We start from the raw sequence: 20,140 nt of genomic DNA on the forward strand, positions 1-20,140 counted from the left end.
AAGGGGAGACGGGATGACGCGAAGCAACGGAGCCGCCTATTCCGCATGTGACGACTCAGCGCTTGTAACGCAGCGCGTCCACCACTACGCCAAACGCTGAAGATGCGCTGCTGGGCATTTCCAACAGCGTGATGCTGGCGCAGATCACGGCGAACCGGGTGCTGGATCAGATTGATCCGCCTGGTTGAAGGTAAAAAAGATCAAGAGATCGCAGCCTGCGGCAGCTCCTACGGGGATCGCTTAATGCGTAGGAGCTGCCGCAGGCTGCGATCTTCCGGGGTTTTACTGCAGTTCTGGAAGTAGACCCGCCAGAAGGGCGGGTCCGAAGGGGGATCACAGTTTCGGCAATTGCCCGATGCGGCCCATCATTTCGGTCACGATCTGCAAGTCCAGCAGGAACTGCTCGGTGGTCTTGAACTCGTTGTCGTTGTGACCGGTGTACTTCACGTCCGGCATGGCCAGGCCGAATTGCACGCCGTTGGGCAGTTCATGCACGGACGTGGCGCCGGCGGAGGTGCCGAACTTGTGTTCCATGCCGAGGTTTTCGCTGGCCACCGCGAGCAGGGCCTTGACCCATTCGCCCTCGGGGTTGCGGTACATCGGTTCGGCAATCGACAGGTCGAAGGCTGGTGCGATGCTGGTCTTCTTGCTCCAGGCGTCCAGCTTTGCGGCGATTTCGGACTTGAGCACGTCCGGCGACTTGCCCTTCGGCACGCGCAGGTTGACCGCGAGCTTGAAGGCTTTGTCGTCCATCCCGACATAGGTCAGGGAGGTGGTCAGCGGGCCCATGAACTCATCGGCAAAACCGACCCCCAACTTGCCACCCAGGTAGTCCAGCCCCCAGTTGTCGGCGGCGTAGCGGGCGGCGTCGGTGATCTGGTTGTGCTTGAGCGCGACCTTGCCGTCGAGGCCATTGATGAAGTCGAGCATCCTGGCCACCGGGTTGACGCCGGACTCGGGCTCGGAGGAGTGGGCGGACACGCCGGTGACCGTCAGCTTGACGTCCTTGCCGTCGACCTTGGCGGCGACCTCGAAATTGCCGCCGTTGCGCTTGGCATATTCGGTGCCGGCCTTTTGCAGGCTGGCGGCCAGTTCGGCGGGCTTGTCGGTCACCAGGGTCGCGACCGAAGTCGACGGTATCTGGTTGGTGGCCATGCCACCGGTCATCGAGGTGATTTCTGCGCCCTTGCCTTGTGCGGTGCGCTTGGCGAAGCTGGCCATGACCGTGCCGTAGCCTTTCTCGGCGATCACCACCGGGTAGCCGCCATCCAGCGCCAGGTTGTAGTTGGGCGTCGGGTTGCGTTCGAAGTAGTAGGGGATGGCGTCGCCCGTGGTCTCTTCGGTGGTGTCCACCAGCAGCTTGAAGTTGCGGGCCAGCGGCAGCTTCTCTTCCTTGATGATCTTCATGGCGTAGAGCGCCACCACGATGCCGTTCTTGTCATCCTCGGTGCCGCGGCCATACATGCGATCGCCGATCAGGGTGACCTTGAACGGATCGAGGCGGGTGCCGTCCTGCAGTACCCAGTTTTCCGGCGTTACCGGCACCACATCGGCATGGGCGTGGATGCCCACGACTTCATCGCCGCTGCCTTCGAGGGAGATCTCGTAGACGCGGTTGTCGATGTTGCGAAAGTTCAGGTTGAACGCCTGGGCCAGGCCCTTGATCTTCTCGGCAATCTTGATGAATTCGGGATTGTCGTGCTGGTCGACACCTTCCACGCGCACGGTCGGAATGGCCACCAGCTCCTTCAGGGTTTCGGTGGCCGCGCTACCGTATTTCACCCGGGCATAGAGGCCAAGCAAACGATGGATTTCGTTTTGCTGTTCAGCGCTAAGCGTCTTGTTGTCGAGGAAGGCACGGATGGCCGGGCCGAGGTCGTCGGTCCTGGCGATATCGCTGTTGGCCAGGCTTGCCAGGAACTGCCTGAAATCCTTGACCGATGCATCACTGAAGGTCTTGAGGATGATCGCGCTCTGTTGCGGGGTGATATTGGCGTGGGCAGCGGTGGTGAACGACGAAAGGCTGGCGAGCATGAGGGTGGTCGCAGCCAGGTGCTTGAGGGAAAAATCCATTGCTGGGGGCATTCCTTTGCAGGCGGTTTGTAAGAAATATCTGATCAGTCGATCAGAAACTTTTCAAAACTAACACCACGAGCGTGTGAAACGGGAGCCCCTGAAGTGGGATCTGTCGCACAGAAATGCAAAAGCGGCGCAGAAATGAAAAACCGCTCTATCAATGCTTACATTCTGCCATCACCACTTTGCAGGTACTTGGCGTGCCACCGGATCGGCCGGCATAACGTATGCAATTACTCAGGGATTTCTGCCGAGCCATGTCCAGGGTGTCGCCCCAGGCGAGGCCGCCTTCGCCGACAGTGGGGAGGGCTTTTGCATAGCAGGCCGAGCCGACGCTGGAGGCTGAATAGCGAGCCGTGCTGGCTTTGCCTGAGCAGCCGGCGATCAGCGCCAGATCGACGGCGAGCAGGGATAGCAGGAGCCATGACGAGCATTGTCGCGCAGTGTGTCCCGTCATCCCGGTTCCCCTGCAGCAAGAGGCGCATTTGAGACCGTACCTGGCCGGATCAGGGCCGGGGCACACTCTTTCTCTGAGCCTATCCTTGCGGCATCGATCCTGCTGCTCCTTTCGTCCGCTTTCCTTCGTACAGCGTGTCTGGCCGTCCGAGAGCCGGGCCGAGGTCGCTACAGGCCACTGAACATGCTGATGATCACGGCATTAACCAGGTCAATGAAAAAGCCGCACACCAGCGGCACGATCAGGAAGGCCTGGTGCGCCGCACCGTACTTTTGCGTCACGGTCGACATGTTGACGATGGCCGTCGCCGTGGAACCGAGGGCAATCCCGCCGAATCCTGAAGCGATCACGCTGGCTTCGTAATTGCGCCCCATAAAGCGGAAAACCACAAAATACGTATAGGCGACCGTCAGCAGGATCTGCAGGGTCAACGCGCACAGAATGAACATCAACGCGCCGCTGAGCTGCCAGAGCTGAAGCCCCATCAGGGCCATGGTCAAGAACATGCCCAGGCAGATATCGGAGATCAGCGACAGGCCCAGGCTGGCACCGCTCCAGGTTTTCAGTCGCTGGTCACCGACAAAGGCCAGAACGAGGTGGTGAATGACGATGCCCGCGAACAGGCAGCTGACAAACTTGGGCAGGGTGATGCCGGCATCGACCAGCAGCAGGTTGAGTCCATAGCCGAGCATCAGGGTCAGGTTGAGCCACATCCACGCCCAGAGCACGTCGTAGTAGTCCAGCGCCTTGCCCGGTTGTTGCTCGAGAATGCCGACTTCCAGCTCCGCATCCCTGGACGGCGTCAGTTGATAACGGCGAATCAACTGGTTGGCGATTGGGCCACCGATGACGCAAGCGGCAATCAGGCCCACGGTGTTACTGGCGATGCCCAATTCGTGGGCGTTGCTGATGCCCAGTTTTTCGACAAAAAGCGGTGCCCAGGCCAGGGTGGTGCCCACCCCACCCGTGAGGGAAATGGAGCCCACCATCAAGCCCGCCTTGGGATCAAGCCCAAACGCCTCGGCCACACCCATGCCCAGGGAGTTCTGCAGCAGAATGAACACGGCGGCGAGCAACAGCAGGATCAGCAGCGGGCGCCCACCCTTGAGCAGTTGGCGCATGTCCGATTTCAAGCCTATGCCGGCAAAGAAATAGAGCAGCAGGGTGTCGCGAACTTGCAGATCGAATTCGATCTGGATATTCAGGCCGAAGTACAGCAAGGACGTCACCGCCGCACAGACGAAACCGCCAACTACCGACTCCGGGATGCAGTATTGACGCAGAAAGGCGTTGTGCTGGACGAGGGTCTTGCCGAGGAAAAGCAGGAGGATGGCGAGGGTAAAACTCACGAGGCCGTGAATCTGGAAGAGCTGTGAAGTCATTTAAGGCCTACCAAAAAACTGGAAAATCATTATCAGGATTCGCTCGTTCAATGTTTAGACCTGTATCAATGAATGGTCGAAACAGCCTTGCTCGTCCAGATAGCTTCCCAATCATCAGGTGCGTCTGTGCGCCAGGGGTGAGGACAGCCTAGCCTAAACGGAAAAACCCATCCGGTTTGGCACAGGCCGCCATCACGCTCCCGATGGCCAGTCAGACGGGAACTTCAGCGCTTGATCAGTGAGATCTTCGTTCCCTCGATACTGACGCCCGCCATTAATCCTTGCTGGTCGAAGATGAACGCGTAGGCGTCGTCCTTCAGCGTCGAGCTGGACAGGTTCTTCGCAACCCCTTCATCCACCACGACAACCGTTGGCCCCACACCGATTTCCCAGCCTTTGGTTTTGGCAACATAGTCCACGGCTTTATCGGTCATCAGGAAAACCGCATAGCCGTACGACTGGGCGCCGGCCTGCAGCCCCCATGAACCGCTGACGGAGTTGTAGTAGTTCTCGACTTTCGAGCCTTTCATCAGTACGCCTTCGCCATAGCTGCCGCCGAACACGAGACCGGCCTTGATGATGTTCGGGAAAACCAGCACCGCCTTGGCTTGGTGCGAGATGGTTTCGGAGAATGGATGGCTCTTGTAGAGCGTTTGCAATGCCTGTCGAGCGTCGGCATTCAGATCCTCGGCGGTGGCCGCTGCGGCATTGTTCAGTAATGCGGCCGATGCCAATGTTGCAATCGCGAGGAAGAACGAGAGGAAAAACCGTATTGATTGAGTCATTTGCGTACTCCGCTGAGGGAGCAGGGGGATGAGAGCAGCGGCAAGTGCCCGCGTCACGCAGGAACCGAACCCACTGAGGTTATCCGGCGCACCCTGAAATGTGTGAATTGCAGGCTGCGCTCCTGAATGAAGTGGGCTCTGGGCCACTGATCGTTTGCGCTGCCATCAGCTGTTATGACCACTGGGTAATGGCCGGGTTCGCTGTCAGTTCTGCTTCTTGCCGCCAGTTTCACCTTGCGAAGGGTTGAAATCGCTTCGTCCCGCGCTCAATGCAGGCAGCAAAAGGCCCGCGCAATGGCGGGCCTTCTGTTTGGGGTCAAATCCTTTTGTGTTTCCAATCTGCGCTCCATCTTGTGATCGTTTCGTGAAAAGCATGTCGTAGCAAGTGAAAAAGCCCGGTGTCGGCCAAGCTCTTTGTAGATGGGCCAAATCCTTTTGGCTGATCCCATTGTGATGGGTGGATGTGACGACGACATGACAGGGCTGACAGGAAAAGCTGATCGCTGCCAGAAACAGGCTTTCGCTCCAACGAGCTGAGGAATCGAACTGTCCATGCACTTTTATAAAGCGCCATGCACAACAACTTGCACCAGTCGGAAGCGCCGCAAAGCGCTTTCGCCCGCGCCAGCTCCAGCGTCGTGACACTCGCCCCAGGCTCAAAAACCAGTGTTTCCAGATAGTTGAAGTCACTCTGTCGCAGGCTGGCACAAAGGCTGCAAGGCTGTCATCAGGTCCACCTGGAGAGCATTCGTGTGGACAGCCCCCTCGGTCAACGACGATCGATTGGCCGAACAGGTCGTGGGCAACATCGGTGGATCAGGCATAGACGTCTGGTTTCAACACCGCCAAAGAACAGGCAAAGACGCCTGGAACCGAAAGGTTTCAGGCGTTTTTTTTTGCTTTTAAAACCGTGATTGGCTCGGGCTGGGTGCTTTCTATGAATTCCAATGTTGCCACGTTGAACAAGATGCAAACGCTGATCGTGATCGGTAATGGCATGGTCGGACATCATTGTGTCGAACAGTTGATCGAGCGGGGAGCGCTTGAGCATTACCGGCTGCACGTCTTCAGTGAAGAGCCGATGCGCGCCTATGACCGTGTGCATCTTTCCGAGTACTTCGCAGGTCGTGATGCCGAGTCGCTGGCGCTGTCCGATGTGTCTCTCTACCAGACGCCCGGCGTTACGCTGCATCTGGGTGTGCCGGTATTGGAGATCGACCGCGTCCGTCGCCAGGTGGTCACCGCGCAAGGTGGCGTCACGTATGACAAATTGGTCCTGGCCACCGGTTCTTATCCGTTTGTTCCGCCCATCGAAGGCGCCGAAGGTGAATCGCGCCTGGTCTATCGCACCCTGGAAGACCTCGATGCCATTCGGGCTGCGGCGGCCAATGCCCGGCGCGGTGTGGTGGTCGGCGGTGGCTTGCTGGGGCTGGAAGCCGCGAACGCGTTGAAGAGCCTGGGGCTTGAAGCCCACGTGGTGGAATTCGCGCCGCGCTTGATGCCGGTACAGCTCGATGACCTCGGTGGCCAGGCGCTCAAGGCGCAGATCGAACGACTGGGCGTCGGTGTACACCTGTCCCGCGCCACTCAATCGATCAGCGCGGGCGAGCAGTACCGCTATCGCATGAATTTCGCCAATGACGAATGCCTCGAAACCGACCTGATCGTGTTTTCCGCCGGTATCCGCGCTCAAGACGCGCTGGCCCGTCAATGCGCACTGCAGATCGGTCCGCGCGGGGGCGTGGTGATCGACGACACGTGCCTGAGTTGCGACCCGAACATCTACGCCATCGGTGAGTGCGCCTCATGGAACGGCAGCCTGTTCGGCCTGGTCGCGCCGGGTTACCAGATGGCGCGCAGCGTCGCGGCCCGTTTGTGCAACGAAGTCGCCGAGCCGTTCACCGGTGCCGACATGTCGACCAAACTCAAGCTGCTGGGGGTGGATGTCGGCTCCATCGGCGACGCCCACGGCAACACCCCGGGCGCACGCAGCTATCAATTCATCGACGAAACCAGCGCCAGCTATCGCCGCCTGGTGGTGGATGCCAGTGGCAAACACGTCCTGGGTGCAGTGCTGGTCGGTGACAACAGCTATTACGACACCTTGCTGCAATACATGCAGAACGGCATCGCCTTGCCAGCAGAACCCGCCAGTCTGATTCTGCCGTCCTCCGAAGGCGCGCCGACCCTGGGGCCGGGTGCGCTGCCGGAGTCGGCCACGGTGTGTTCCTGTCATAACGTCACCAAGGGCTCCATCTGTTCGGCCATCGACGGCGGTTGCACCGACCTGGGCCAGCTCAAGTCGCAGACCAAGGCCTGTACCGGCTGCGGCGGATGCGCCGGGTTGCTCAAGCAAGTGTTCGAGCATGAGCTGATTGCCCGTGGCGTCAGTGTCGACAAGAGCCTGTGCGAACACTTCGCCTACACCCGCCAGGAGCTTTATGCGCTGGTACGGGTAGAGGGCGTGATCACCTTCGATGAACTGTTGGCCAAACATGGCCGTGGCCACACCGGTTGCGACGTCTGCAAACCGGCGGTGGGCTCGATCCTCGCCTCGTGCTGGAACCAGCCGATCATGGACACGTCGCTGGTGCCGTTGCAGGACACCAACGACACCTTCATGGCCAACATGCAGAAAAACGGCACCTACTCGGTGGTGCCACGCATCGCCGGGGGCGAGATCACGGCGGACAAGCTGATCGCGATTGGCGTGGTGGCGAAGAAATACGACCTCTACACCAAAATCACCGGCGGGCAGCGCATCGACCTGTTCGGCGCACAGTTGCATCAGTTGCCGGACATCTGGTCCGAGTTGATCGAGGCCGGTTTCGAAACCGGGCATGCCTACGGCAAATCGACCCGCACGGTGAAGTCCTGCGTCGGCAGCACCTGGTGCCGCTATGGCGTGCAGGACAGCGTGAAAATGGCCCTGACCCTCGAGGATCGCTACAAGGGGCTGCGTTCGCCGCACAAGCTCAAGTTCGCGGTCTCCGGTTGCACCCGTGAGTGCGCTGAGGCGCAGAGCAAGGACGTGGGCGTGATCGCCACCGAGAAAGGCTGGAACCTCTACGTGGCCGGTAACGGCGGCATGCGCCCGCGCCACGCCGAGTTGTTCGCCACCGACCTCGATGACGCCACCCTGATCCGTTACATCGACCGCTTCCTGATGTTCTACATCCGCACCGCCGACAAATTGCAGCGCACCTCGGTCTGGCGCGAGAGCCTGGAGGGCGGCCTGGATTACCTCAAGGACGTGATCATCAACGACAGCCTGGGGCTTGGCGCGGAGCTCGAATCGCAGATGCAACTGGTGGTCAACCGCTACGAATGCGAATGGGCCAATGCCCTCAAAGACCCGGAAAAACTCAAGCGTTTTCGCACCTTCGTCAACGATCAACGCCCGGACCCGGACATCCATTTTGTCCAGGAACGCGGTCAGCGCCGGCCGATCATGGCCTCTGAACTCCACCTTATCCCTGTCATCGAGGAGATTGCCTGATGAGCCAGTCCGATACCCAGCGAGCCTATTCCAGTTCGTCCCTGGTCAACCCCGATGCCTGGCAAGCGGTGTGCAGCCAGGAAGATCTGGTGAGTAACTCCGGCGTCGTGGTCTGGCTCGACGGTGCACAAGTGGCGCTGTTCTACCTGCCGGCTGCCGAGGGCAAGACCCTTTATGCCGTCGATAATCATGACCCGCAATCCGGGGCAAATGTCATCGGGCGCGGGTTGATCGGCAGCATCAAGGGCGACCTGGTGATTGCCTCGCCACTCTACAAACAGCATTTCCGTCTTGAGGACGGCAGTTGCCTGGAGTACCCGCAGCAGCGCCTGCGGGTCTGGCCGGTGCGCCTGAACGCAGGCCTGGTTGAGGTCGCGGTGGCCTGACCAGATGGATTTTGCCGGGGGCTGTGCCAGGTTCCGGCGGAGTCGATGATCAATGACAAACAGTATCGGAGGCTCGTATGAAAACAGCCGCACAACTGCTGAAACTCAAGGCCGTGCAGAACCGGCGGGTGCATAGCATCGCGCCAGACCAGACGGTGCTTGAAGCATTGAAGATGATGGCGGAAAAAAATGTCGGTGCCCTGCCCGTCATGGAGGAGGGGCAGGTGGTCGGCGTGATCAGCGAACGCGACTATGCGCGCAAGGTCGTTCTACAGGGGCGCTCTTCGGTCGGTACGCCGGTCCGGGCCATCATGAGCGCACCCGTCGTGACAGCAGACAGTCAGCAGAGCATTGAGCGTTGCATGGCGGTGATGACCGACAGTCATCTGCGCCATCTGCCGGTGGTGCAGGGCGACCAGTTGATCGGCCTGTTGTCGATTGGTGATCTGGTCAAGGAAGCCATCGTCGAGCAGACCGAACTGATCCGGCAACTGGAACACTACATCCGCGGACATTAAAGCGACCGGGGGCAGGTTGGGTCTGCACGCTTTAAAATCCAGGCCGGTGTAGCAAGAGGGCCTCAAGGAGGCCCGCATCGCTAATGCCTGTTGTGCTCAGTTCGCCTTTATCGGCACCGTCACGGTTTTGCCGAAGGCCGACTTGATGGTCGCCGTCGGGTTAGGCGACGGACCACTGCCGGCAGTGGTCACCGCTATGTTCCAGCGCGCGCCTGTCGGTGTCAGCGTCAGGACGGCGGCGCCAAGGTTCACCGTACCGGTGGTGGTCGTGGCCGTCGCCGTGATGGTATTGCCCGTGCCTCGGGAGGTGGTGCCGGACAGGACCCAATACCAGCGGCTGTTGCTGCGGGCGGTGACGGTGGCGCTGGTGACGATCAGGCTCTCGTTGATCGCTGCCGAGACCGCCACGGACACAGTCGCCGGTGCCGACTCCGCGTTCCTGGCATCGCTGGCCCTATAGGAAAAGGTCGCGGTGAACGGCGCGGGGACGGTGGCTGGTGGTGTGTAGGTCACGCGCAGGCCATCGGTGTTGACCACGCCCTTGCCGGAGTCCGGTTGCTCCAGACCCACCACTTTGAGCGGCACGTTACCGTCAGGGTCGGTGTCGTTGGCCAGCACGTTGATGATCACCGGTTGACCGGTGTTACTGATGGCGCTGTCGGGGTTGGCAATCGGTTTTTGGTTATCACCGTCCTCTTGACGTCTATCGCCAGTGCGGAAGGTCGGCAGCGCAGCGGAATTGACGTATCCTGCTGTTCCAACTGAAATAGCTGGCTGAGTAATCTTACGTTGACCATGTCGGACAGAGGTTTTTGGCACGGCAACATTAGATGAAACCACTCGCCTTGGCTGCCACAGCAGCTTGGGCGCGGCTGTCGACATTGAGCTTGCCGAAGATGTTTTTCATATGGCTCTTGATGGTCTCGGGGGTGATGCCGAGTAGTTTGGCCATCTCCTTGTTTGACTTGCCCTCGGCCACCAATTTCAACACATTGCGTTCCTTGCTGGTCAGGCTGATGGTCGTGCGCAGCTGGCTGGCCAACTGATTTGCGCTGACTGCGCCCGGTAGTAACTGCCGCAGTTGTGCTTTTTCGCTCTGGCTGATGTCCTGCTGCAGCGCATAGGCTGCGAGCTTTTGCAAGTGCTCGCTGGCTGGCAAGTCCGCGAGCAGTTGCCGGGCGCCCGTGGCTTCGACCAGGCTGCAGGCCTCTAGAAGGGATTTCAATGCACTGTTCGTCTGCTGGCGTTGCCAACAGACCAAGGCACGACTGGAGGCAAGGCGGATCTGCATCAATCGGTGATTGTGGTGCATCGCCAGTCGGCCGAGATGCTCGGCCATGGCCAGATCGGCCTGGCGCGATAGACCGGCGGCCTCGCACCACAGTCCGGCGAGGCTGGCGAGGCACTGGTACTCATCGAGGCTGTCGCTGGTTTGTGGTGGATGGCCGACCTGTAATGCCTCGAGTTGCTGGGCACAGGCCAGCGCCTCGTGATGCTTGTGTTCGAGCAAACTGATGCGCGTGCGCTCCAGCAACAGTTGCGCTTGCATGCGCGGCCACTGGCGGGTCTGCGCAAGGCGCTCGCCGTCTTCAAGAAAACTGCGCGCGCCTTGCAGGCTGCCACGGTTGCTGCTCAAACCACTGGCGGTGACAAACACGCTGGCAGCGCAGTCGAGAAATCCGCCGAGTTTTGCAATCTCGATGTTTTCCAGACTGAGCCGGGCCGCTTCATCCAGGCGCCCCTGCAAGTACCGAACGTTGGCCAGGAAACTGGCAGGTATCGCCCGCAGCACCGGCGCCTGGTTCTGTTCGCGGCCCTCCCGGGAGCTGCAACGCAGTGCCTCCTCAAGGATGGCCGCGGCTTGGGAAAACCGACCTTGCAAGATCTCGGCAAGACCCATCAGCGTCAGCCGGTATACCTGGTTGGCCAGGTAGCGACTGCGCTCCAGCGGTGCGCAGATCGTCGGCGGCACACTGTAGAACGCCTCCCAGCGGCAGGCCCCCAAATGGCCATAACCGACTACGCATTGCAGGGTATTGCAGATCCAGGGGTGGTCCTTGAGGTGTGGCAGGCACTGTTCGGCCAGCCTGCCGGCTATTTCCACCTGGTCGTCCAGTGCCAGCAACATGGCGTGCAGAGCCTGGCATTCCCAGTAGAGATCATCCTGTTCATGGAAACGCTGCAGTTCTGTCCATTCAGCCTTGACCTCATCGAGTAACTGGCGAGAGTTGCTGCGGGTCATTGCCAGGCCAGACGCCCAGGCCAGCGCCAGTTTCAATTGCGGCGGGCTTTGCAACAGGTGGTCCTGCAACTGGCGTTGCCAGTCCAGCAGGATGATGAAATCGGCCCTTTCGACCAGCATAATGGCGCAATGGGTGATCCATTTCTGGGCGCTGTCGTTGTCGCCGGCAGCCAATGCGCAACGCACTGCGTCGGTCCATAGTTGCTCCGCTGCGAACCACTGCGCGGCGCAACGCAGCGACGTATTGAGTTCGTCCGCTTGCAGGCGGCGACACAGGTGCTCGCGAAACAAGGGATGAAAGCTGAACCACTCGCCAGCGTCGTCGATTCCGGTGAGAAACAACTGCAGGCGTTCGATATCCTCGATCAGTGCATGCCCATTGGGGTGCCCCGTCAGGGCTTGTGCCAGCGTCGCATTGAAGCGTTCCACGGTGGCCAAGCGTGGCAGTTGCCCGGCCAGTTCTATTGGCAGGCGTTCGAGTAATTCATCGAGCAAACCGGAGATACTCTTGGGCAGACGCATACTGCCCGCAGGACGCTGGCGCAGGGACAGAAGACTGGCGCGCAACGCAGCGATCCAGCCTTCCGTGGCATTGTGCAAGTCCAGTACTTCGCCTGCATCGACGGCTTCCAGGCCCGACCGCAGCAGCAGATCACGAGTTTCGTCCAGATCGAAACGTAGCTGACCGACGTCTATTTCCAGGCAGGCGTCGCTGTAGAGGTGCGCGTACAAGGTCGGTGGCAAGTCGCTGCGTCCGCAAAACACCAGGTGCAGGTTATCCGGGGCATAGCGAATGATCTGGTCGAAGGCACTGATCAGCACTTGCGGCGGCACACTGTGGTAGTCGTCGATAAACAGGAAACTGCTCTGCGAGCTGCGCTCCAGTTCGTTGAGCAGCAAGATCCCCAACTGGTCGCCGGGCAGCAGAAGCAGGTCCTTGATCAGGTCTTGCTCCAGGTCGTCCTTGAAGCCCCGCTGGACCGCCGCGGCCACATGCAACAACAAGCGCTCGGGCGTGGCATCGGTTTCGTCCAGGGTCAGCCAGGCGACCCGCGCACCACGTGCCAAAGCCGCCTGTGCCCAGGCACTGGCGAGGGTGCTCTTGCCAAATCCAGGCGGAGCCTTGAGTACCGTGAGGGTGGCGTGGGCAATTTGCTCGATCAGTTGCTCCAGACGTGGCCTGGGCAAGGTTCCACGGCCGCGACGCGGAGGCATGAGCTTGGTCGCCAACAATGGCATTGTCGTTATGGCTGACATACTGACCCGTATTTTTTTTGGAGGAGGGCGTACTTGGGAATGACCCTTCGACAGTATAGGCACGCACACCGTGACACCGGGTTGGCGCATGACGCGGCGCTGGGCATTCCAGTTTGCGTCGGATACGAAAAAAGGCCACCGCAAGGGTGGCCTGGTGCCGGGTATTCGGCGAACGGTTGCGCTTCAGCGTACGCCAGCGTTACGCAAGGCGGCGGTGGAGTAATCGGCCTTGCTGGCCTGGAAATCGAAATCGTAGAAGCGTTTCTCCTGGTTGGTCATGCCCAAGGCCAGGTAACGGCCCGATTGCAGGTCGTACAGGGTCTCAAACGCATAATATGGAACCAGATGATCATACAACTGCATGGCATGGGCTTCGGCTACACGCCAGAGTTGGCCGCGGCCATCGTAATGATCGACCTCGGCGGCCTGCCAGGTGTCCTCGTCGATGAAAAAGTGACGTTTGGCATAGATATGACGCTGACCGGGCTTGAGGGTAGCTTCGACTTCCCAGACTCGATGCAACTCATAGCGCGTCAGGTTCTGGTCGATATGGCCTGGCTTGAGAATGTCATCGTATTTCAGCTTGGTGGAAGCCAGCTTGTAGCTGTTGTACGGAATGTAGATTTCCTTCTTGCCGACCAGCTTCCAGTCATAGCGGTCAGGTGAACCGTTATACATGTCGTAGTTGTCGGAGGTGCGCAGACCATCGGTGGCCAGTCCCGGTCCATCGTAGGCGACCTGCGGGGCTCGGCGGACGCGGCGTTGACCGGCATTGTACATCCAGGCCAGACGGGGTTCTTTTACCTGGTCGATGGTTTCATGCACCAGAAGTACATTGCCCGACAGCCGTGCCGGTTGCAGTACGTTCTGGGTGAAATAGAACATGACGTTGCTCGGCTCTTTCGGATCGTAGTCCTTGAGCTGCGTGCGGTAGGTGAACTGATCCTCAAAAGTCACCAAGGTGCCGGCGCCGTTGGCCTGAGGGGTGGCTTGGGTAATCACCCGACGAAAACTGCCGCCGCGGTAACGCGTGATGTGGTTCCAGATCACCTCCACACCGCTTTTCGGGATTGGAAACGGTATCGCCGTGTCGAAGTTCTCCAGGCCATTACCGCCCTGGATCAGATTCGTCGTGGTGGCGTTTTTTTTCACTGCGGCGTACACCGAATCCGGGGTGGCCGCACTGCGGCGCGTCTGGTAAACCGGCATTTTGTAAGTGTCGCCATAACGCTTGAACATTTCCAGCTGACCCGGCGTGAGGTTGTCCTTGTACAGCGCCAGGTTGTCCTTGGTGATGGTGAACAAGGGTTTGTCCGAGGCGAAGGGATCGCTGAGGAAACCGTTGGCATCCACCGGGGCGGCGGTTACCGGCAGGCCACCGGTCCAGGCTGGAATGCTGCCGCTGGCATTGGCGGCTTTCTCTGCGCCCATGGGAGTGAGTTTTGCGCCCAGTTGTGCAGCCTCTTCGGCAGGGACTGCCGCCATCGCCGCGGTGGACAGGGCAGTGAGGGAGAAAGCTCCGGCTTTGAGCCAGGTTCTTATTGTTTGCATTTCAACTTTCCTCGACAACGTAAGTGGGCCCGGACTTGCGCCGCAGCTCGCCGCAAGTCATCGGCCGAGCAAGAAAGATTGCTCTTGGAACACGCTAACGCACTGAGGCGGCGGGAAATCTCCCCCGTTTGGGGGGCGTCTAAAAGGCCGGGCAGGTATGAGTTTTTGAATCACTCTTTCGTCGCTTACGTTCGGGCGGGGAGAACTGATTAGCTGCGGCGACCAACAAAAACCCAACAGGGGAGCCGCATGAAAAAAACAATAACGCGCGCAGAATTCAAGCTCACGGGGCTTGCTGTAGCCATCGCCCTTGGCTGCGCGGCCCAGGCCCAGGCAGCCAGCTTCAATATCGGCGAAATCGAAGGTACGTTCGACACCTCCCTGTCGGTGGGCGCCAGCTGGTCGGTGCGCGGAGCGGACAAGGATTTCATCGGTTCGAACAACGGCGGCGATGGCCTGGCGCAAACCACCGATGACAGCCACCTGAACTTCAAGAAAGGCGAAACCTTCTCGAAGATTTTCAAGGGCATTCACGACCTGGAGCTCAAATACGGCGACTCCGGTGTGTTCGTGCGGGGCAAATACTGGTACGACTTCGAACTCAAGGATGAAAGCCGTCCGTTCAAGGACATCAGCGACAACGGACGCAAGGAGGGCGCCAAATCCGCCGGTTCGCAATTACTCGACGCCTTCGTCTACCACAACTACAGCATTGGCGACGCGCCGGGTTCGGTGCGCCTGGGCAAGCAGGTCGTCAGCTGGGGTGAAAGCACCTTCATCCAGAACGGCATCAACGCGATCAACCCGATCGATGTCTCGGCTTTCCGCCGCCCCGGTGCGGAAGTCAAGGAAGGCCTGATCCCGGTGAACATGTTCACCATTTCCCAGAGCCTGACCGACAACATCTCCGCCGAAGCGTTTTACCAGCTGGAATGGGATCAGACCGTGGTCGACAACTGCGGCACGTTCTTCTCCCAGCCGGACGTCGTGGCGGACGGTTGCAATCGCAACCTGGCGGTTCTGTCGCCTGGCCTCGCGCCGTTCGGTTCGGCGTTCGGCTACCAAACCACGTCGGAAGGGGTGATCGTGCCGCGCAGCGGCGACCGCGATGCACGCGACAGTGGCCAGTACGGGCTGGCACTGCGCTGGATGGTCGATTCACTGAACACCGAATTCGGCGGCTATTACATGAACTACCACTCCCGCGCACCGATTTTCAGTGCCGAAGTGGCGAACCAGGCAACCTACCGGGAGTCGGCGGGTATTCTGGCCGGTGCTTCGTCGCCCACCGTGCCAGGCGCTGCGCGCCAGGGTGTGGCGATCGCCAACGTAGCGGCAGGCAGCCAATATTTCATCGAGTACCCGGAAGATATTCGCCTGTACGGCTTGAGCTTCGCGACCACGTTGCCCACCGGTACTTCCTGGACCGGCGAGGTCAGCTATCGCCCCAACGCCCCGGTGCAACTCAATACCACGGATGTCCTCTACAGCGGCGTGCGTGGCCTGGCGCAGTTTGGCGGGCCGTTCTCCGGCTTCTCCAACTTTTCGGTCCTTGGGGGCGATCCGGCATCCATTCCGGGCAGCACGGTCCATGGCTATGAGCGCAAGGAAATTAGCCAGTTGCAAAGCACCTTCGTGCACTTCTTCGACCAGGTCCTGGGCGCCGAGCGTCTGACGGTGGTCGGTGAAGTCGGGGTGACCCATGTGGGCGGCCTGGAGAGTAAATCCCAGGCACGTTACGGGCGCGACGCGGTGTTCGGCCCGGGCGCCTTGCCCGCCGATACCTGCCATGCCATCAACGCGGGAGCAGTGGGCGCCAACGGTAAAAACGTCGACAAAAACTGCAACAACGACGGTTTCACCACCGCCACCTCCTGGGGCTATCGCGGCCGTGCAATCCTTGATTACACCAACGTATTTGCCGGTATCAACCTCAAGCCGAGCGTTGCCTGGTCCCATGACGTGAATGGCTACTCGCCCGGTCCCGGCGGCAACTTTGAAGAGGGGCGCAAAGCCGTCAGCCTTGGCCTGGATGCCGATTACCTCAACACCTACACCGCCAGTCTGTCGTACACCGACTTCTTTGGTGGCGACTTCAACACCTCCACTGATCGCGACTTTGTCGCCCTCAGTGTCGGGGTGAACTTCTAACGCTTCTCCGGGAAACATTGACTCAGTCCCAGGGCACCGGGGCGCGCACTTGAAAAATGGCTCATGGCGAGTCGGCTATCCCCCATTGCGGGGACTAAAGCCTGCAATGCCATCGACTAGCATGAGCGGCGATCAAGCTTGCGCCCCCGGGCCCTTGGCGAGACAGGAGAGCAGTGTGTCCAGAATGCCCCCCCTTCCTAACGGATTCATTCCCCGCTGCCGGCTGCGCGATGCGTTGCTTGAGGCGCGCTGCCGGCTGCGCCTGATCTGGGCGCCGGCTGGCTGTGGCAAAAGCTTGCTGTTGCGCGAGTGCGCCCGACAATGCCCGGTCGATGTCCCGCTGCTGTGGTTTGATCTTCAGGGTCGGCAACTTCAGGAGATGGAGTGGCTGGATTGCCTGGCTGCGGCCCTGGGTCTGGAACACGCAGATTTTCAATCGGTGCAAACCCACCTGCAGCAGCGGCAGACGCCTGTCTGGCTGATGCTCGACGGTCTGCCCGGTGCCATCGAAGGAAGCCTTGACGACTGTTTGAACCGGCTTTTGCAGGCGTCGTCCTGTCAGGTTCAATGGTGGATCGCCAGTCGTCGCCGGCCAGCCTTGCCCTTGACGCGCCTGTTGCTGGAGGGCGAGTTATTCGAGTTGGGCGCCGCGCAGATGGCCTTGACGGCCGATGAGTTGACAGCCGTTTTGCACGGCCGCGGGCAGACAGTACAACCCTGGGCTGTCGACGAACTGCTGGCCCGCACCGGGGGCTGGTACACCGGGATCCGCTTGCACTTGCACGGTGCCGGGCAGGGGCATGCGTCAGGCCATGAAACCGACGCAGCGTTGCTCCAGCGTTACCTTGAAGAAGAAGTGCTTGCCGCCTTGCCTGCGGCCTGGCAACAAACCCTTTGCACCCTGGCTTACCTGCCTGCCTTCGATGCCGGGCTCTGCGAGCATCTGCTGGCATCGGTCGAGGGAGCGCCACCCATCGACCGGTTGTACGAGTGCGGCCAATTCATTGAGGTACTGGACAACAGACATCAACGCTTTCGCGTTTGGCCGGCCATAACAGGCGTACTCGCCAGGCAAGTCGACGAGGCGGCGAAACAGGCGCTGTACCGCCGTGCGTGTGACTGGTATCGCCGCGAGCATCAGGTTCGGCCCGCAATTGAACTGGCCCTGTTGGCAAGCGACGGCGAGTTGGCTGCCGAACTCTTGCAGCAATTGCCGTTGGAAAGCTTGTTCCAGGGCCGTGAGCTGGCCCGAGTTCTGAGTGGATGCAAGATCCTGCCGCGCGACCTGCTGTGCCGTACACCGTCGCTGTTGATCCTCGATGCCTGGGCACTGTTGCTCAGCGGTCGCCTCGAAGCGGCAGCGCAAAGCGCCAACCGGTTGCAACGATTTTTGCCTCAACCCGGTGCCCGGCAGCAGCGCGAATTGCTCGCACAATGGCAAGTACTGACCGCCATGATCGCCGCCCAGCGTGGTCAACCCTTGCCGTCGAACAGCGACCTGGGCGAGGCACTGGCGTTATTGTCGCCAGCAGCCTGCGCGCAACAGCTCATGACCCGGATGGCCTTCATCGAACTCGCCCAGGTCGACGCTCACCTGGAAACCGCCCATGACCTCAGCGGTACGGCCACCCGCCTGGCACGGGAACGCGGCAGCCTTGGTCTGGAGGCGCTTCTGGTCCTGCAACACGTGCAACTGCTGGGCATTCGCGGCGAATTGACCCGGGCCGAGAGTCTGCTGCGCCAGTTGCAGGGCGAACTCAATGGCACTTGGGCGGAGCCTGACCTGCTGTGGGGCCGGACACAGGTGCGCCTGGGCGAGATCCTGCTCAAGCAAGGGCGTTACCCGGAGGCCGCCGGGCATTTCCAGAATGGTTTGCACGCGGGTCTGGCCTGCGAAGACCCACTGGTCATCGACGCTTATATCGGACTGGCTGCGCTCGATGCCGCGGCCGACGATCTCGACCAGGCCTTTACTCGCCTGGCACAGGCCAAGCGCCTGATGCAATGGCGCAACATCGCCGAGCCGCTGTACATGGGGCCGCTGGTGCTGGCCTACGGCGAACTGTGGCTGCAGCAAGGACGGCCCGAGCGGGCAGGGCAGGCACTTGAAAAAATCCTGGCGCACTACCGCGGTGCTGGTGCTTGCAAGCCGCCATTTGGCAGCCCGGAGCTGGTCCAGCGCCTGGAACTGTTGTTCTGCCAGGTACGCACGGCGTCGGGGCAGGATGTGCGCGTGCAACTGGAATCCATGCTCAAACGGGCCCTGCTCCAGGGGCGACGGACCCTGGCCTGCGAACTCTGGCTCAGCCTGGCCGAAGCCCAGTATGCCCAGAATCTGCAAGGCAAGGCGCAAATGAGCTTGCTCGATGGTCTGGCGCTGGCCCGGCAAATCGGCCTGAAACACGCACTGTGCGTTTGCAGTCAGCGCAGCCCCGGCTTGACGCGCTGGGGCAAGGACGTATTCAACGACGCCACGGTCTGCACCACGGCGGTCCTGCTCAGTCAGCGGGAACTGTCGGTACTGGAAATGATTTCCCGGGGATTATCGAATCAGGAAATCGCCGAATCGCTGTTTATCTCTCTTCATACCGTGAAAAGCCATGCGCAGAAAATCAACGTGAAACTGGGTGTATCGCGCCGGACTCAAGCGGTGGTCCGCGCGAAGATGCTCGGTCTGGTGGCGTGACCCGGCAGCACCACAACACAAACCTGAGGTGTCTAATGAAAAACAAGCTGTTGATTTACGGGGCCAATGGCTACAGCGGCGAACTCATGTGTCGCGCGGCCGCGCAGAGAAATCTCGATGTGGTGATTGCCGCACGCTCAGACACCCGGCTGCGTCCCCTGGCCGATGAGCTGCGCATCGAATATCGGGTGTTCGCCCTGGAAGATGCCGTGGGCGCTCTGGACGACATCGCTGTCGTGCTCAATTGCGCCGGGCCGTTTTCGGCCACGGCTCGGCCGCTGGTGGAGGCGTGCCTGGAATTGGGTATTCACTACGTGGACATCGCCGGCGAGCTGTCGGTGTTTCAGATGTGCCATGAGCTGGATGCCCGGGCCAAGGCGGCCTCGATACTGCTCTGCCCGGGCGCGGGTTTTGACATCGTACCGACCGATTGCCTGGCCGCCGGCCTCAAGGCGCGCATGCCCGACGCCCAGCGCATTGACCTGGCGTTCGCGTTCGGGACACGACCCAGCGCCGGCAGCCTCAAGACCCTGGTCGAAGGCATTCGTCTGGGTGGCCTCATCAGGCGCGACCATCAGTTGAAAAAAGTCGCCAATGGCTATCGCATTCGGCGGGTTCCCTTCAAGGATCGCGCCCGCTGGAGCGTGACCATTCCCTGGGCAGACGTCTATACCGCGGGTGTGTCCACGGGAGTGCCCAACGGCATGGTGTATACCGCGCTGCCGTTGGGCATGGGCGTTTTCTTGCGCCTGACTTCTGCCTTCAGTGGCCTGCTGGCAACGCCCACGGCGCAACGCTGGCTCAAGCATCTGGTCGACAGATTCTACAGGGGCGGGCCGAGTCACACAGAGCTGGACAATCACCGAACCCAATTCTGGGGAGAAGCGGTGGCCACCGATGGCCGCAAGCTCACGGCAGTACTCTCGGCGCCGAGTGTCTATCGACTGACCGTGGAAGCCGGGCTGGCCATCGCTATGCATTGCCTGAAAGGGCCTGTCGCCGGTTTCCATACCCCGGCCATGCTGATGGGCAACGAGTTCATTCAATCGTTGCCCGGGGTGGAGTGGGAACACTAAGCGCCTGCGGGGCAGGGCGGCGGGGGAATTGATCTACACTGCTTCGTGTCTTTCCTGACCTACCCCGGCAGTGC

At 60.5% G+C, this 20,140-nt stretch carries 13 protein-coding genes and 2 pseudogenes; 7 read left to right on the plus strand and 8 right to left on the minus strand.

The features are described 5' to 3' along the window. Nucleotides 1–95: 95 nt before the first annotated feature. Nucleotides 96–188, plus strand: a pseudogene (locus tag ACMDB8_RS28465) (DUF6124 family protein); the annotation flags it as partial. 145 nt (nt 189–333) lie between these two features. On the opposite strand, the gene ACMDB8_RS11570 reads toward ACMDB8_RS28465, so the two are convergent. From ACMDB8_RS11570 to ACMDB8_RS11590, 5 genes are all read right to left on the minus strand, one after another. After that, nucleotides 334–2,073, minus strand: coding sequence for a dipeptidase (locus tag ACMDB8_RS11570; protein WP_409079007.1), 1,740 nt, complete (start codon nt 2,071–2,073; stop codon nt 334–336). A 160-nt stretch (nt 2,074–2,233) separates the two neighbouring features. Continuing rightward, nucleotides 2,234–2,533, minus strand: a complete 300-nt coding sequence (locus ACMDB8_RS11575; protein WP_082562971.1) for a hypothetical protein — start codon at nt 2,531–2,533, stop codon at nt 2,234–2,236. A 167-nt stretch (nt 2,534–2,700) separates the two neighbouring features. After that, nucleotides 2,701–3,915, minus strand: coding sequence for a sodium/glutamate symporter (gene gltS, locus ACMDB8_RS11580; RefSeq protein WP_409079006.1), 1,215 nt, complete (start codon nt 3,913–3,915; stop codon nt 2,701–2,703). Nucleotides 3,916–4,139: 224 nt separating this feature from the next. After that, a complete protein-coding gene (locus ACMDB8_RS11585; RefSeq protein WP_056725134.1) occupies nt 4,140–4,700 on the minus strand; it encodes a YSC84-related protein in 561 nt (186 codons plus the stop codon). Nucleotides 4,701–4,904: 204 nt separating this feature from the next. Then, a complete protein-coding gene (locus ACMDB8_RS11590; RefSeq protein ID WP_409079005.1) occupies nt 4,905–5,390 on the minus strand; it encodes a hypothetical protein in 486 nt (161 codons plus the stop codon). 247 nt (nt 5,391–5,637) lie between these two features. Here ACMDB8_RS11590 and nirB point away from each other — a divergent pair, with 247 nt between their 5' ends. The 3 genes from nirB to ACMDB8_RS11605 all read left to right on the plus strand — a co-directional run bounded on the left by nirB (nt 5,638) and on the right by ACMDB8_RS11605 (nt 9,103). After that, entirely contained in the window at nt 5,638–8,199 is a 2,562-nt protein-coding gene (gene nirB, locus ACMDB8_RS11595) for a nitrite reductase large subunit NirB (protein WP_409079004.1), read from the plus strand. Next, nucleotides 8,199–8,585, plus strand: coding sequence for a nitrite reductase small subunit NirD (nirD, locus tag ACMDB8_RS11600; protein WP_056725130.1), 387 nt, complete (start codon nt 8,199–8,201; stop codon nt 8,583–8,585). Before nirB ends, nirD begins: the two co-directional genes overlap by 1 nt. A gap of 77 nt (nt 8,586–8,662) precedes the next feature. Then, entirely contained in the window at nt 8,663–9,103 is a 441-nt protein-coding gene (locus ACMDB8_RS11605) for a CBS domain-containing protein (protein WP_223542804.1), read from the plus strand. Between the two features lie 96 nt (nt 9,104–9,199). Here the strand turns inward: ACMDB8_RS11605 and ACMDB8_RS11610 are convergent. The 3 genes and pseudogenes from ACMDB8_RS11610 to ACMDB8_RS11620 form a co-directional block, all read right to left on the minus strand. Next, a pseudogene (locus tag ACMDB8_RS11610) lies at nt 9,200–9,850 on the minus strand (Ig-like domain-containing protein); the annotation flags it as partial. 79 nt (nt 9,851–9,929) lie between these two features. Further along, the gene (locus ACMDB8_RS11615; RefSeq protein ID WP_409079003.1) at nt 9,930–12,560 is read right to left on the minus strand and encodes a LuxR C-terminal-related transcriptional regulator; all 2,631 of its coding nucleotides are present in this window, start codon (nt 12,558–12,560) and stop codon (nt 9,930–9,932) included. 225 nt (nt 12,561–12,785) lie between these two features. Continuing rightward, entirely contained in the window at nt 12,786–14,153 is a 1,368-nt protein-coding gene (locus ACMDB8_RS11620) for a DUF1329 domain-containing protein (RefSeq protein WP_409079002.1), read from the minus strand. A 249-nt stretch (nt 14,154–14,402) separates the two neighbouring features. On the opposite strand from ACMDB8_RS11620, the gene ACMDB8_RS11625 reads away from it, so the two are divergent. The 3 genes from ACMDB8_RS11625 to ACMDB8_RS11635 all read left to right on the plus strand — a co-directional run bounded on the left by ACMDB8_RS11625 (nt 14,403) and on the right by ACMDB8_RS11635 (nt 20,066). Continuing rightward, the gene (locus ACMDB8_RS11625) at nt 14,403–16,304 is read left to right on the plus strand and encodes a DUF1302 domain-containing protein (protein ID WP_409079001.1); all 1,902 of its coding nucleotides are present in this window, start codon (nt 14,403–14,405) and stop codon (nt 16,302–16,304) included. A gap of 184 nt (nt 16,305–16,488) precedes the next feature. Continuing rightward, a complete protein-coding gene (locus ACMDB8_RS11630) occupies nt 16,489–18,990 on the plus strand; it encodes a LuxR C-terminal-related transcriptional regulator (RefSeq protein ID WP_409079000.1) in 2,502 nt (833 codons plus the stop codon). Nucleotides 18,991–19,025: 35 nt separating this feature from the next. After that, nucleotides 19,026–20,066 carry a saccharopine dehydrogenase family protein gene (locus ACMDB8_RS11635; RefSeq protein WP_409078999.1) on the plus strand — a complete coding sequence of 347 codons (1,041 nt, stop codon included), beginning with the start codon at nt 19,026–19,028 and terminating at the stop codon, nt 20,064–20,066. Nucleotides 20,067–20,140: the final 74 nt, after the last annotated feature.

Source organism: Pseudomonas monachiensis (assembly GCF_047345015.1).
Lineage (GTDB): Bacteria > Pseudomonadota > Gammaproteobacteria > Pseudomonadales > Pseudomonadaceae > Aquipseudomonas > Aquipseudomonas monachiensis.

Excerpts from the sequence above, each read along its gene's own strand:
- ACMDB8_RS11630 (WP_409079000.1), top strand. The coding sequence starts at position 16,489 with ATGCCCCCCCTTCCTAACGGATTCATTCCCCGCTGCCGGCTGCGCGAT.
- ACMDB8_RS11635 (WP_409078999.1), top strand. The coding sequence starts at position 19,026 with ATGAAAAACAAGCTGTTGATTTACGGGGCCAATGGCTACAGCGGCGAA.
- ACMDB8_RS11575 (WP_082562971.1), bottom strand. The coding sequence starts at position 2,533 with ATGACGGGACACACTGCGCGACAATGCTCGTCATGGCTCCTGCTATCC.
- ACMDB8_RS11615 (WP_409079003.1), bottom strand. The coding sequence starts at position 12,560 with ATGCCTCCGCGTCGCGGCCGTGGAACCTTGCCCAGGCCACGTCTGGAG.
- ACMDB8_RS11620 (WP_409079002.1), bottom strand. The coding sequence starts at position 14,153 with ATGCAAACAATAAGAACCTGGCTCAAAGCCGGAGCTTTCTCCCTCACT.
- nirB (WP_409079004.1), top strand. The coding sequence starts at position 5,638 with ATGAATTCCAATGTTGCCACGTTGAACAAGATGCAAACGCTGATCGTG.
- ACMDB8_RS11585 (WP_056725134.1), bottom strand. The coding sequence starts at position 4,700 with ATGACTCAATCAATACGGTTTTTCCTCTCGTTCTTCCTCGCGATTGCA.
- ACMDB8_RS11605 (WP_223542804.1), top strand. The coding sequence starts at position 8,663 with ATGAAAACAGCCGCACAACTGCTGAAACTCAAGGCCGTGCAGAACCGG.
- ACMDB8_RS11625 (WP_409079001.1), top strand. The coding sequence starts at position 14,403 with ATGAAAAAAACAATAACGCGCGCAGAATTCAAGCTCACGGGGCTTGCT.
- nirD (WP_056725130.1), top strand. The coding sequence starts at position 8,199 with ATGAGCCAGTCCGATACCCAGCGAGCCTATTCCAGTTCGTCCCTGGTC.
- gltS (WP_409079006.1), bottom strand. The coding sequence starts at position 3,915 with ATGACTTCACAGCTCTTCCAGATTCACGGCCTCGTGAGTTTTACCCTC.
- ACMDB8_RS11570 (WP_409079007.1), bottom strand. The coding sequence starts at position 2,073 with ATGGATTTTTCCCTCAAGCACCTGGCTGCGACCACCCTCATGCTCGCC.